The organism is Streptomyces sp. NPDC088812 (assembly GCF_044750285.1).
Classification (GTDB): domain Bacteria; phylum Actinomycetota; class Actinomycetes; order Streptomycetales; family Streptomycetaceae; genus Streptomyces.
Window position 1 is genome coordinate 112,499 of the sequence record NZ_JBIVJP010000026.1, and the last position, 13,358, is coordinate 125,856.

10 protein-coding genes and 1 pseudogene are annotated in these 13,358 nt (G+C 74.3%); 5 read left to right on the forward strand and 6 right to left on the reverse strand.

Going from position 1 to position 13,358, the window contains the following annotated elements:
• Positions 1 to 258 precede the first annotated feature (258 nt).
• Positions 259 to 1,227, forward strand: coding sequence for a UTP--glucose-1-phosphate uridylyltransferase GalU (gene galU / locus ACIP67_RS36060; RefSeq protein WP_401697569.1), 969 nt, complete (start codon positions 259 to 261; stop codon positions 1,225 to 1,227).
• Between the two features lie 67 nt (positions 1,228 to 1,294).
• Here the strand turns inward: galU and ACIP67_RS36065 are convergent, their stop codons facing one another.
• Positions 1,295 to 1,732 (reverse strand): DUF4442 domain-containing protein, encoded by a 438-nt coding sequence (locus tag ACIP67_RS36065; protein WP_401697662.1) that lies wholly within the window; start codon positions 1,730 to 1,732, stop codon positions 1,295 to 1,297.
• Between the two features lie 256 nt (positions 1,733 to 1,988).
• Between ACIP67_RS36065 and ACIP67_RS36070 the strand changes: the two genes are divergently transcribed.
• Together ACIP67_RS36070 and ACIP67_RS36075 are read left to right on the forward strand one after the other, a co-directional pair.
• A complete protein-coding gene (locus ACIP67_RS36070) occupies positions 1,989 to 3,011 on the forward strand; it encodes a hypothetical protein (RefSeq protein ID WP_401697571.1) in 1,023 nt (340 codons plus the stop codon).
• 189 nt (positions 3,012 to 3,200) lie between these two features.
• Entirely contained in the window at positions 3,201 to 4,571 is a 1,371-nt protein-coding gene (locus ACIP67_RS36075) for an MFS transporter (RefSeq protein ID WP_401697572.1), read from the forward strand.
• A 292-nt stretch (positions 4,572 to 4,863) separates the two neighbouring features.
• Here the strand turns inward: ACIP67_RS36075 and ACIP67_RS36080 are convergent, their stop codons facing one another.
• Positions 4,864 to 5,709, reverse strand: a complete 846-nt coding sequence (locus ACIP67_RS36080; protein ID WP_401697573.1) for a spermidine synthase — start codon at positions 5,707 to 5,709, stop codon at positions 4,864 to 4,866.
• 196 nt (positions 5,710 to 5,905) lie between these two features.
• Positions 5,906 to 7,074, reverse strand: a pseudogene (gene tuf, locus ACIP67_RS36085) (elongation factor Tu).
• Positions 7,075 to 7,490: 416 nt separating this feature from the next.
• On the opposite strand from tuf, the gene ACIP67_RS36090 reads away from it, so the two are divergent.
• On the forward strand, positions 7,491 to 8,291 hold the full coding sequence (locus tag ACIP67_RS36090; RefSeq protein WP_401697575.1) for a TVP38/TMEM64 family protein: 801 nt from the start codon (positions 7,491 to 7,493) through the stop codon (positions 8,289 to 8,291).
• A gap of 541 nt (positions 8,292 to 8,832) precedes the next feature.
• On the opposite strand, the gene ACIP67_RS36095 is transcribed toward ACIP67_RS36090, so the two are convergent.
• The 3 genes from ACIP67_RS36095 to ACIP67_RS36105 are packed head-to-tail and all read right to left on the reverse strand — an operon-like array spanning position 8,833 to position 11,629.
• A complete protein-coding gene (locus tag ACIP67_RS36095) occupies positions 8,833 to 9,552 on the reverse strand; it encodes a cupin domain-containing protein (RefSeq protein WP_401697576.1) in 720 nt (239 codons plus the stop codon).
• A complete protein-coding gene (locus tag ACIP67_RS36100) occupies positions 9,546 to 10,472 on the reverse strand; it encodes a PmoA family protein (protein WP_401697578.1) in 927 nt (308 codons plus the stop codon). Before ACIP67_RS36100 ends, ACIP67_RS36095 begins: the two co-directional genes overlap by 7 nt.
• Positions 10,469 to 11,629 (reverse strand): Gfo/Idh/MocA family protein, encoded by a 1,161-nt coding sequence (locus ACIP67_RS36105; protein ID WP_401697579.1) that lies wholly within the window; start codon positions 11,627 to 11,629, stop codon positions 10,469 to 10,471. Before ACIP67_RS36105 ends, ACIP67_RS36100 begins: the two co-directional genes overlap by 4 nt.
• 343 nt (positions 11,630 to 11,972) lie before the next feature.
• On the opposite strand from ACIP67_RS36105, the gene ACIP67_RS36110 reads away from it, so the two are divergent.
• Positions 11,973 to 12,848 (forward strand): undecaprenyl-diphosphate phosphatase, encoded by an 876-nt coding sequence (locus ACIP67_RS36110; protein ID WP_401697580.1) that lies wholly within the window; start codon positions 11,973 to 11,975, stop codon positions 12,846 to 12,848.
• The last annotated feature ends 510 nt before the right edge of the window (positions 12,849 to 13,358 follow it).

A 13,358-nucleotide genomic window follows, 5' to 3' on the forward strand; every position in this document is an offset into this window, starting at 1 on the left:
TCGTACGGGCCCTTCCGGTTCCTCCCGGTCCTCCCGGTCCTCCCCGGTGCGACCGGTGCGACCGGTGCGTGCCGTGCGCCACGAGCGGGCGCACCGCAGGAAGCCTACCGGCTCGCCCGGGACCGCCGGCCCGGTTCCCCGTCCGTCCACCTCCGGTCCACGCCCGCGTGGGCGGGGGTTCACCGGTGCGTCCGCCGCACAGCAACCTCTTGGGTGACTCCCGGGATACTCCCAAACCTGTGAGCCAGCATGATCACCATGAGCGCCCTTCACTCCCCCTCCGTCGCCCCGCCCGCGCCCGGCGTCCGCAAGGCGGTCGTCCCGGCGGCCGGACTGGGCACCCGCTTCCTGCCCGCGACGAAGGCGACCCCGAAGGAGATGCTTCCGGTCGTCGACAAGCCGGCCATCCAGTACGTCGTCGAGGAGGCCGCCGCGGCCGGCCTGGACGACGTCCTGATGGTCACCGGCCGCCACAAGCGGGCCATCGAGGACCACTTCGACCACGCCTTCGAGCTGGAGCAGGCCCTGGTGGCCAAGGGCGACACCGTACGACTGGACGCGGTCCGCGACCCGGCGCGCCTGGCCGACATCCACCACATCCGGCAGGGCGATCCGCTGGGCCTCGGCCACGCGGTGCTGTGCGCCCGCCACCACGTCGGCGACCAGCCGTTCGCGGTCCTCCTCGGCGACGACCTCATCGACCCGCGCGAGACGCTGCTCAGCCGGATGCTGGAAATCCGCGACCGGTACGCCGGGAGCGTGGTGGCCCTGATGGAGGTGCCGCCCGAGCAGGTCCACCTCTACGGCTGCGCCGCCGTCGAGCCCGCCGGTGAGGACGGCGTCGTACGCGTCACCGGTCTCGTCGAGAAGCCGGCCCGCGAGGACGCGCCGAGCCGGTACGCCGTCATCGGACGCTACGTCCTCGACCCGGCGGTCTTCGACGTCCTGGAGCGCACCGCGCCCGGACGCGGCGGCGAGATCCAGCTCACCGACGCCCTCCAGGAGCTGGCCGTGACCGGCACGGTGCACGGCGTGGTCTTCTCCGGCCGCCGCTACGACACCGGCGACAAGGCCGACTACCTGCGCACGGTGGTCCGGCTGGCCTGCGACCGGCCCGACCTGGGCCCGGAGTTCGTGGCCTGGCTGAAGGAGTTCGTGGCCGGGCTGGAGGACACCGCCGACGAGCTGGCCGCGAACCGGGCGGAACCGGAGCGACGGGCGGCGTGACGACGGGCACCCGCCGGGCGGGAGGCGCCCCCACCCGGCGGCAGGCGGCCGACCCACGCCGCTCCGCTCAGCCGTTGGGGCGCAGGGTCCACACGACGGTCATCTCACCGGTGACCGCCCCGTCGCCCCGGTGGATCTCGATCCGCACCGGGAACTCGGGGCGCTCGCCGGCGTCGAGCTCGGCGACGACCTCGGCGGCCGGGCGGCCGAGGGTCGCGGTCGCGGTGACGGCGCCCATCGCCAGCTTGCGGTACGCGATCTCGGCGCTGACGGCGAGCGGCACGGCGCGGGAGAGCTGGTCGCCGAACGCGGCGAGGACGATCGCCCCGCTGGCGGACTCGCCGAGCGTGAACATCGCCCCGGCGTGCGGCCCGCCCACGTGGTTGTGGAAGTCGCTCCGGTCCGGCAGGGCCACCACGGCCTTCTCCGGCCCGGTCTCGAGGAACTCCAGGTTCAGGGTCCGGGCCATGGGCACCGTGGCGGCGAGCATCTCGCCGATGGACATCTGGTCTGCGCTCATGACAGCGATGTTACCCACGAGTAGCAGCCGCCCACCAGAGCCGTGCCGCAGCGACGGTCGCCGGGTGCCACGGCGCTCGGACCCCTCGGGATCACGGCCACCGCACGGGTCGTCCACGGGTCGTCCACGGGCCGTCCACGGGTCCGGGCGGCCGGCCGCCGAGGCGGACCGCCGATTCGGTACGTCCCTGACAAGGGGTGGTGACCCATTCGTGTCCGGGACGGCACTAGGGTTTCAGGCCATGTGGCCAGGACAGCAGCCGCCCGGGGGAGAGCAGAACCCGCAGGCGCAGAACAATCCGTACCAGCAGCCGGGATACCAGCAGCCCAACCCGTACCAGCAGGCCGGCTACCAGCAGCCCAACCCCTATGCGCCCACGGCGCAGTGGGGTGCTCCGGCGCCCGCGGGGCCCCCGCAGACCGGCGGCGGGGGCGGTGGCAACCGGACGAAGCTCATCGCGATCGTGGCGGCCACGGCCGTCGTCGCGGCCGCCGGTGTCACCGGTTTCCTGGTGCTCGGCGGAGACGAGGAGGACCAGGCCGAGGGCGGTACCGGCAAGAGCAGCCCGACCCCCACCGTGTCCGCCGATCCGAGCGGCTCCGCCTCGTCGTCGGCCGGCACGGACGACAACCCGCGCGGCACCGAGACCCTAGAGCCGACCGTCGCGGGCTGGAAGGTCGTTGTGAACCCCAAGCGCGGGGTCGCCTTCGACGTGCCGGCGGACTGGGAGGTCCAGTCGCCGACCCTCAGTCAGGGCTTCGAGTGGGAGGACGAGGAACAGCCCGACGGCTACGACTCGATCATCCAGTCGGGCACCGTCGAGTACAAGTCCAAGTGGTGCACGGAGGACGACGACAAGGACGGCACGACCGACGACACCGCGCTCGCCATCGCCGGCACCAAGGGCGCCGAAGGCGCCAAGAACACCGACGAGATCGCGATCAACACGCCCGCCTGGTGGGTGTTCGGCGGCTACACCCAGCCGGACAAGAAGAGCCTTACGTTCGACGAGAAGGCCACCGCGTACACGACCGCCTCGGGCATCCAGGGCAGTTACGGATGGGCCCGGTCGACGAACACGCCCCAGACGGGCAAGTGCGCCTCCGACGGCAAGGCGATCACGTTCGGCTTCAAGAACTCCAAGGGCGACTACGTCTCCTGGAACCTGTACACGGCCAAGGGCGTGAAGGACGAACTGCCGGACGCGACGATCATGCAGATCCTCAGCACGGTACGGCTGCACGGCGAGCCGACGGAAGGCTGACGGAGGAATGACGCAGGACGGCCGGCGCCGGACGCGGCGGTCCACGGCAGATCGGGCGGGGTGGCGTGCCGGTGGTCCACGGCATGTCGGGCCGGGCGGCCCATCGGCCGGTCCACGGCACGTCGGGCCGTGCGGCACAGCAGGTGAAACGGTTTGGCAGATCGGTGGCCGGGCGGCGATAGTCGGCCGGTGACCTCTGCCGCCGCCGACCTCCGCTCCCGCCTGCGCGGACCCGCCTGGGCGGGCCGCAACTACAGACTGCTGACCGCCTCCGCGTTCGTCACGGGCCTCGGCAGCCACGGCGCCCTCATCGCCGCCGCGTTCGCCGTCATCGAGACGGGGGGCGACGGCGGCGACGTGGGTCTGGTGGCCGCGGCCCGCACCCTGCCCCTGGTGCTGTTCCTGCTGATCGGCGGCGCGGTCGCCGACCGGCTTCCGCGGCACCGGGTGATGGTCGCGGCCAACGCCCTCAACTGCCTCTCGCAGGCCGTGTTCGCCGTGCTCGTGCTCACCGGCGAGCCCCGGTTGTGGCAGATGATGCTGCTGACCGCGCTGGGCGGCACCGGCCAGGCGTTCTTCAGCCCCGCCGCCGAGGGCATGCTGCTGTCGTGCGTCGAGGGCGAGCAGGCCGGCCGGGCGTTCGCACTGTTCCGGATGGCGATGCAGGGCGCGGTGTTCGCCGGTGCGGCCCTCGGCGGTGCGATGGTCGCCGTGGTGGGACCGGGCTGGGTGCTCGCAGCGGACGCCGCCGCGTTCGCGCTCGCCGGGGCGTTGCGCGCGTTCCTCGACGTCGGACATCTGCCGGCGCGCGTCCGGGGCGGTGGCGTGCTGGCCGATCTCCGGGAGGGCTGGCGGGAGTTCAGCGGCCGGCCGTGGCTGTGGGGCATCGTCCTGCAGTTCTCGATCGCGAACGCGGTCGTCGGCGCCGCCGACGCGGTCTACGGCCCTCTCGTCGCCCGGGACCATCTGGGCGGGGCGGCCCCCTGGGGCCTCGCCCTGGGCTTCTTCGGGGCCGGCACGGTGGCCGGTGCCGTGCTGATGACCCGCTGGAGACCCCGCCGTCTGCTCCTCGCCGGCACCCTGTGCGTCTTCCCCCTGGCGCTGCCGTCCGCGGCCCTCGCCGTTCCCGTCCCGGTGGGCGTCCTGTGCGCGGTGATGCTCCTGACGGGGGTCACCCTGGAGGTCTTCGGCGTCTCCTGGATGACCACGCTGCACCAGGAGATCCCCGAGGACAAACTCTCCCGGATCTCGGCCTACGACTGGTTCGGGTCGGTCGCGCTGGTCCCCCTCGCCACGGCCCTGGCGGGCCCCGCGGAGTCCGCCTTCGGCCGCACGGCCGCCCTGTGGGGCTGCGCCACACTGGTCGTCGTCGTCACGGCGGCGGTGCTGTGCGTGCCCGAGGTGCGCCGTCTGACCCGCCGTACCCGGCCCGTGGGCCGCGGCGAGCCGGACGGTGGCGACCCGGCCGAGAAGGACGACCCGCACCGGGGGGACCAGGACCCGCACCGGGCGTACGAAGGGATGGCCGGGGCGGCGGAGACGGGGCCCGGCAGCGGCTGAGGCCCGGGGCGGGACCCGCACCGGGCGGAACAGGACCCACACGGGGCGGACGAAGGGATGGCCGGACGGGCGGAGACGGGGCCCGGCAGCGGCTGAGGCCCGGGGCGGGACCCTCACCGGGCGGAACAGGACTCGCACGGGGCGGACGAAGGGATGGCCGGGGCGGCGGAGACGGGGCCCGGCAGCGGCTGAGGCCCGGGGCGTCGGGCCCTCGTCCGGCGAGGGCGTCGGGCCACCGCGCGTCCCGGTCGCCCGGTGTGCGCGGAGCTCACCTGCGGTCGGCGGCCGGTGGTCAGCCGATGCCGAACGCCCCGCCGGGCGGCTCCGGCGACGGGACCGCCTCCTCGTCCCGCACCGGTACGGCGTCGCCGACGAAGCCCCGCAGCCCGGACCCGTGTTCGACGCGGGCCGGGAAGGCGTCGGAGGCGGCGAGGCGGGCCAGGGCGGTGACGTCGAGGGGGTGGTGGGCGGCGACGAGGACCGCGTTGCCGAAGCGGCGGCCGCGCAGCACCGCCGGCTCGGCGATGAGGGCGAGTTCCTCGAAGACCGCTGCGAAGGTGGCGAGTTGGGGGCGCAGGAAGGCGAACGGCGCCGCGTCCGCGAGGTTCGCCAGGTAGACGCCGTCGGCGCGCAGCACGCGGCCGGCCTCGCGGGCGTAGGCGAGGGACGTCAGGTGGGCGGGGACACGGGAGCCGCCGAAGACGTCGGCGACGAGCACGTCGGCGGAGCCGGCCGGGGCAGCCTCCAGCCAGGTCCGGGCGTCGGCCGCGTGCAGGGTGATGCCGCTGCCGGCCGGGAGGGGCAGGTGGTCGGCCACCAGCTCCAGCAGGCCGCGGTCGGCCTCGACGACGTCCTGCCGGGAGCCCGGCCGGGTCGCGGCGACGTACCGGGGCAGGGTGAGCGCCCCGCCGCCGAGGTGCAGCACGTCCAAGGGCCGCCCCGGCTCGGCGACGGTGTCCAGGGCGTGCCCGAGCCGCCGCGCGTACTCGAACTCCAGGTGCGTCGGCTCGTCCAGGTCGACGTACGACTGCGGCGCCCCGTCGACCGTCAGCAGCCATGCCCGCGCCCGGTCCACGTCCGGCATCAGCTTGGCGGTGCCGTGGTCGACGGCTCGGGTGACGGGTATGGCTTCGCTCACCCTGTCATTGTGCCCGCGCCAGGGCACCCCGGAGGCGCCCGGGGGGACCGTGAACCGGCGCCCGGTCGGGGGTCGGCGGACAGGCCGCCCGGGGGCGCGGACCGGCTTGCCGGTCCCCGCCCCCGTGCCCGTCGGGCCCTCTCGGCCCTTCGAGCCCTTACCCCTCTTCGAGCCCGTCCCCGTCCCTTTCCCCTCCTCACACGACGGCGGTCACGGTCCCGGCGCCCACGGTCCGCCCGCCCTCACGGATGGCGAAACCCAGTCCCGCCTCCAGCGGGACCTCGCGCCCCAGCTCGACGGTCATGGTGACCGTCTCCCCGGGCCGCGCCACCGCCGCCTCGCCGAGGTCGATGTCACCGACCACGTCCGCCGTACGGATGTAGAACTGCGGCCGGTACCCGGAGGCGACCGGCGTCGAACGGCCGCCCTCCCCCGCCGACAGCACGTACACCTGGGCGGTGAACCGCCGCCGGGGCACCACGCTCCCCGGCGCCGCGACCACCTGCCCCCGCCGGACGGCGTCCCTCGGCACGCCCCGCAGCAGCAACGCCACGTTGTCCCCGGCCTGGGCCTCCTCCATCGGCTTGCCGAAGGTCTCCACTCCGGTGACCACGGTGTCCAGGCCGGCGCCGAGCACCTCGACCCGGTCGCCGACGCGTACCGTGCCCCGCTCGACCGCGCCGGTGACGACGGTCCCCCGGCCGGTGATGGTGAGCACGTTCTCCACGGCAGCAGGAACGGCGCGTCCACGTACCGCTCGGGCATCGGCACGTACGTGTCGACCGCGTCGAGCAGCGCGTCGATGGACGCCGTCCACCGCGGGTCGCCCTCCAGGGCCTTCAGCCCCGAGACCCGGACGACGGGCGCGGAGTCACCGCCGTAGCCGTGCGCGGAGAGCAGGTCGCGGACCTCCAGCTCCACGAGGTCGGACAGCTCCTCGTCCCCCGCGTCGGCCTTGTTGAGGGCGACGACGATGTGGTCGACGCCCACCTGCCGGGCGAGCAGGACGTGTTCGGCGGTCTGCGGCATGATCCCGTCGAGCGCGGAGACGACGAGGATCGCCCCGTCGAGCTGCGCGGCGCCGGTGACCATGTTCTTGACGTAGTCGGCGTGGCCCGGCATGTCGACGTGCGCGTAGTGCCGGGTGTCGGTCTCGTACTCGACGTGCGCGATGTTGATCGTGATGCCGCGCGCCGCCTCCTCGGGGGCGCGGTCGATGCGGTCGAACGGCACGAAGGTTCCGGCGCCGCGCTCGGCGAGGACCTTGGTGATGGCGGCGGTCAGCGTGGTCTTGCCGTGGTCGACGTGTCCCATGGTGCCGATGTTCAGGTGCGGTTTGGTGCGCACGTATGCCGTCTTGGGCATGGCGGTACCTCGAAGCTCTCAGGAAGGGTGCTGAGCGACGGCCCCGGCAGCGGCGACGCCGGCCGGGACGGGGACCCCTGGGAACTCTCCGACCCTCCCCCTGCGGGGTCCGCCGGACGATCCGGAGAGGGTCAGCTTCGGGCGCCGTCGACTGCGGCCGTGAGAACGGGGACGGCAGCCTTCGGGGCATCCGCGACGGCGGATGCTGCGAGGACGAAGGCGTACCGGAACATGGGGCGATCCTCGCCGACGGTCCGACCGGTGTCGACTGGTTTTCCCCCGGTCGGCGCTTCCGGACGGCGTCGGCGCGGACGCCGTCCGACGGGCCCTCCGCTGCTCCGTCCGTTCCCATAGCTGTGACGGTGCTGGGACGCTCCATACGGCGATCACACGCGTCCGTCGGTTAGTGTCGCCGGATGCTCGATGCCACCACCCGCTCTGGGGGCACCGCCACGGCCTCTCCCCGGGCCGCCGCCACGGAGCTCCTCGTCCCCGCCCCCGTGCCCGTCCTGCTCCCACCGCCGCCCGGGCCCGGGCCCGCCGGTGTCGGCGCGCGCTGCACGAGAGTGCTGCTGTCGCCGTGGTCCCGTCTCTCCCTGCTGGTCGCGCTGCTCGCGGCGGCCGCGTCGAGCGTGCTGCTCTTCGAACCGCAGAAGCTGCTCGCGGACGGCTGGCCGCCCCAGCTGGGCGGCGCCACGGCGGCGCTCGTGTTCGCGGTCGCGTACGGGCTGTGCACGGTGGCGTTCGTGCCGCGGCCGCTGCTGAACCTGGCCGCGGGCGCGCTGTTCGGCTGGCAGCTCGGGCTCGGCGCGGCGCTGGGGGGCACCGTGCTGGGCGCCGGGGTCGCCTTCGGGCTCGGCCGGCTCCTCGGCCAGGACGCCCTGCGGCCGCTGCTGCGGGGGCGGCTCCTGCGGGCCGCGGACGGCCAGTTGAGCCGGCACGGGCTGCGCTCGATGCTGGCGGCGCGGCTGTTCCCGGGGGTGCCGTTCTGGGCCGCGAACTACTGCGCCGCCGTGTCCCGTATGGGCTGGCTGCCGTTCCTGGTCGCGACCGCGCTCGGCTCGGTCCCGAACACGGCGGCCTACGTGGTCGCCGGTGCCAGTGCCTCCTCCCCCACGTCGCCGGGGTTCCTGATCGCCCTGGCCGGCATCACCGTGCCCGCGCTGGCCGGCACGGTCGTGGCGTGGCGCAAACGCCACCACCTGCGACGGCGGTGACGTCCGCACCGGTTGGCCTCGGCAGCACGATCGGCCGAGCTGTGAGCATGCCTCGCAGACTCATGTTCGTGCACGTCAAGACGGGCTACGACATCGACCGCGGACCCTCGTGGATCGGGTGGGTGGACTTCTCCAGGACCTGGAGGACGGCGTACTTCGGTGGACGGACACTGCGGCGCGGGACGGGTCTGGGCTTGTTCGACGCGAACTTCCGCGACGTCGATACCGGTGAGGACTTCTGGATCTCCGGCCCGAGACGCGACCGGAGCGACACCCGGTACGGGCCGGAGGGACCGGTCGTGGAGGAGGACGCCGCGGACGCCTACCGGGCGTTCCTCCAAGGGGCGCCCCTGCCCGGCCGGGAGACCGGCCAGGGTCCGGCCAGGGTCCGGCCAGGGGCCGATCGAGGACCGACCGGGGGCTCAGCCAGGGGCCAGCCGACAACCGGCCAGGAGCCGGTCGGGGAGCGTCCCGTGAACCAGGGAGCGCCGAGCTGTCGCTCGGCTCCGTTCCCGGGGGCGGGCCGTGGTCACGGCCCGCCTCACGACTGCGGTGACGGGTACACGTCCAGTCGTCCGCACATCCCGAACCTTCCCTGCTCCACCGGCTGTTCCGACCCCACGAGGGCGGCGGCGAGGTGGGAGACGTCGCCGGCCGCCAGCCGGTCGAGCTGGTCCCCCGTCGCCTCCGCCGCCGCCCGGGCGCCGCGCAGCCAGCGCTCGCGCCACTCGGTGAGCCGGGGCCGCACGAGGGCGGCGGCGGCCCGGTGGAAGGCCGTCAGGGCCTCGGGGCCGTCCGCCTCGCGCAGGGCGCGGTAGCCCTCCAGGGCGAGGTCGCGGCGGGCGCGGGTGAGCCGCTCGCGCTCCGCCTCCGGCCCGTCGGCCGGGACGGCGGTGGCGGCGGCGTAGGTCTCCGGGTCGGTCAGGTACTGCGGCGGCAGGGTGAGGACGGCGTCGCCCGCCTCGGGCAGTCCGCCGTTCTGCATCAGGACGGTGATGCGCAGGTCCCCTTCGTTGACCAGCCGGTGGACGGTGCCCGGGGTGAACCAGGCGACCGTGCCGGGTGTGAGGGGGGTGACCTCGTACCCGGAGGAGGTGAGCGTCTGCACCGCGCCCCGCCCGCCGGTGACGACGTACCCCTCCGAACAGGCCAGGTGCAGATGGGGCGTTCCGCCGCGCAGGCCGTCGGCGGCGGGCCAGTCGTAGACGCACAGGCGGGAGAGGCCTACGCCGCCGGGCAGGCCCGGATGCGTGCTCACCACGGGTGGTCCCGCAGGTACTCGGCGATCTCCTCCCGCTCCCAGGCCCCGTCGGCCACGACGACGCGGTAGCGGCGGGTGAGCGTGTCACCGGGGGCCAGCTCCAGCTCGTCGTGGTACGCCCAGGAGGGGGCGATGCCGGCGAAGGGCTCGTTGCGCACGAACCAGTGGGCGGGATGGGCGCCCCGGGCGCCGGAGTGGTCGTTCTCCGGGGCGTGGGCGAAGACGACCGTGGCGTGGCCGTCGGTGCCGTCGTGCTCGCCGGAGAGGGCGAGCCAGGGGCCCTGGGTGCCCATCAGCTCCGGGCCCTCCCCCTCGGGACCGAGGACACGGCCGTCCCGGAAGGCGCGCGGGCCGCGCCAGAACAGGCCCGTGTAGCCGGCCGCCTCGCGTCCGGCGGTGGTCGGACTGCCGAACCTCAGCGGCTCGTCACGGCGGTTGGTGATGGCACTGGTCCAGGTCAGCGCCCAGGCCCCGGCGGCCCGGTCGACGTCGTGCACCTCGATCCGGCGCGTCTCCCCGGCCCACAGCTCGCCGCTGTACGGGTGCCAGGTCAGGCGCTCGGCGATGACGGCCCGGTCGCCCTCGCAGAGCACCTCGTCGAAGCCGGCGTGCGCCATCGAGCCGACCCGCTCGGGGAGTTCGAGGTAGCCCTCGCCGTGGACGTAGCTGTTGCCGCCCCACAGGTTCGCGCCCGAGAGGTGGGAGGCGGTCAGCGACAGGCCCTTGTGCCAGCGGTGGTCGTTGGGCCGGTAGTCGGTGACGACGTCGCCCGCGAGGGTGCGCAGGGGGTGGATGTACGGCTTCGGCGCCTCCCAGGCGGCCTCCGGCCGGTAGACGTAGGCCAGCAGTTCGACGCCGGTGACCGGGTCGGCGACCGTGATGCGGTCGCCGTGCGCGTGGACGAGACGCAGACCGGTCACGCGGACACCTCCTCGGCGGCCGGGACGGCGGCCGGCGCCCAGCCGGGGGCGCCGCCGTGCAGGGCGGTGTAGTAGGGGTCGCCGGGGCCGATGCCGCCCCGCCTCACCGTGGTGTCGGTGAACGCCGACTTGTACAGCGCGGTGACCAGTTCCAGGCTGGTGCGCCCGTCGGTGCCGCTGCTGCGCGGCCGTTCGCCCGCCCGCATGCTGGCGACCAGCTCGCGCAGCTGCGCCAGGTGCGAGCTGGGCACGTCCGGTCCGAAGTCCTGCCAATCGGCCGCCCGGTCCACGGGGACGTCCGGGGCCGGCGTGATGCGCCAGTTGGCGTTGGAGTGGCCGTAGAGGTGGGTGAGTTCGACCGTGGCGCGTTCGCAGTCGATCCGGATGCGGCTGACCTCGTCGGGGCTGAGGACGCTGTTCACGATGGTGGCCATGGCGCCGTTCTCGAAGCGCACCAGCGCGGTGGAGACGTCCTCGGTCTCCACGTCGTGCACGAGCCGGCCGGCCATGGCGCGCACCTCGCTCCAGGGCCCGAGCAGGTCCAGCAGCAGGTCCATCTGGTGGATGCCGTGGCCCATGGCGGGCCCGCCGCCCTCGGTCCGCCAGCGGCCGCGCCAGGGCACGGCGTAGTAGGCGGTGTCGCGGTACCAGGTCGTCTGGCAGTGCGCCACCAGCGGCCGGCCGAGGGCCTCCTCGGCGAGCAGCCGCCGTACGTGCCGGGAGCCGGACCCGAAGCGGTGCTGGAAGACGATCGAGGAGTACGGGCCGCTCTCGGCCCCCTCCTCCGCCTGTACGGCGTCGTAGTCGGCGAGGGTCGGCACCGGCGGCTTCTCGCACCACACCCAGGCGCCGGCCCGCAGCGCGGCCACGCTCTGCTCGCGGTGCAGGGTGGGCGGGGTGCAGATCGTCACCAGGTCGGGGCGCTGCTCGGCGAGCATGCGGTCCAGGTCGGTGTAGGCGTGCGGGACCCCGCCTTCCGCGCAGAAGGCCTCGGCGGCGGCGCCGTCGATGTCGACGGCCGCGACGACCTCGGTCTCCCCCTCCGCCGCGAGCTGCTGGAGGGCGGGCAGGTGAGAGCCGCGGGCGATGGCACCGGTGCCGACGATCGCGGCACGGATGCGGCGGCCGGCGAGCGGAGCGGATGCGGGTGGGGTCATGGGCGTGATCAGCACTCCTCCGACGAACGACCGTACAAGCGAGCGAGCGGGCGGACGCCCGGGCCGCCATGCCTCGCCCGGCAGGGGAGGACGGCCGCCGAGCGCACAGCAAGCGCTTTCTCTGCGCCAGCAACGTAAGCGGCGGCCCACCGGTGGGTCAACACATCCGCGCAGGTCGGCTGCCACGCGCGCCTCCCCTCCGCGGCCCCCTTCGAAACCCCTGTGCCCGGCCTGTCGCCGGGGGACGCTACGCTGCCCTTCGACACACCATTTGATCACCTCGTGCGGCGGCCCGCCGGGTCCGTCGCCCCCTCTCCGATCGGCACTTGGACTCCGTAACCTCATGTCTTGGTTTGAATCCCTCATCCTCGGACTCGTCCAGGGGCTGACCGAGTTCCTCCCCGTCTCCTCCAGCGCGCACCTGCGGCTGACCGCAGCCTTCTCGGGCTGGGAGGATCCCGGCGCCGCCTTCACGGCGATCACCCAGATCGGCACCGAGGCCGCGGTGCTCATCTACTTCCGCAAGGACATCGGGCGCATCCTCTCGGCGTGGTCCCGCTCGCTGTTCGACAAGACGATGCGCAAGGACCACGACGCCCAGATGGGCTGGCTGGTCATCGTCGGCTCGATCCCGATCGGCGTGCTCGGCGTCACGCTCAAGGACCAGATCGAGGGTCCCTTCCGTGATCTGCGGGTCACCGCGACCATGCTCGTGGTGGTCGGCGTCGTGATCGGCATCGCCGACCGGCTCGCGGCCCGCGACGAGAAGAGCGGGCGCCACCGCGCGCCCAAGCAGCGCAAGACCCTGGACAACCTGGGCGTGAAGGACGGCCTGATCTTCGGCCTCTGCCAGGCCTGCGCCCTGATCCCCGGCGTCTCCCGCTCCGGCGCCACCATCAGCGGCGGCCTGTTCATGGGCTACCAGCGCGAGGCGGCGGCCCGGTACTCCTTCCTGCTCGCCATCCCCGCGGTCCTCGCCTCCGGCACCTTCGAACTGAAGGACGCGATGGAGGGCGGCCATGTGGACTGGGGGCCGACGGCGTTCGCGACGGTGATCGCGTTCGCGTCCGGGTACGCGGTCATCGCATGGTTCATGAAGTTCATCAGCACCAAGTCCTTCATGCCGTTCGTCTACTACCGCGTGGTGCTCGGCATCGTGCTGATCGGCCTGGTCGCCGCGGGCCTCCTCAGCCCGCACGCCGCGGAGTCGGCGGGCTGAGGACGCCTCGGGGCGGCGAGTAACCCTCGGGACGGCGGCCGGGGAACCCTCGGGACGGGCCGAGACCGTCGGCGGAGGTCGGCGCGCGGTCGCCTTGTCGGCCGCTCTGGCTGGGCCGCTCCGGCTCGGCCGCTCCGGCTCGGCCGCTCCGGCTCGGCCGCTGTGGCTCGGCCGCTGTGGCTCGGTTGCCCTGCCCGGCCGGGTGCCGGCGCTTGCGCCGCCCGGCTGTCCAGGCACCGGCGGTCGGTGCGCGGCCACCGGTGCTTGGACTCGCCCGTCCGGCCTCTCCAGGCGAGCGGCCCCCGGCCGCCGACCCTGGCACTCGCCCACCCGCCCGGCCCCCGGGGTCGGTCACCGGCCGCCGGCCCGGCCTCACGGCCGGGTTCCCAGCGCACCTGCACCTCGCCGCCGGCTCCCGGCTCCCGGCTCCCGGCTCCCGGCTCCCGGCTCCCGGCTCCCGGCTCCCGGCTCCCGGCTCCCGGCTCCCGGCTCCCGGCTCCCGGCTCCCGG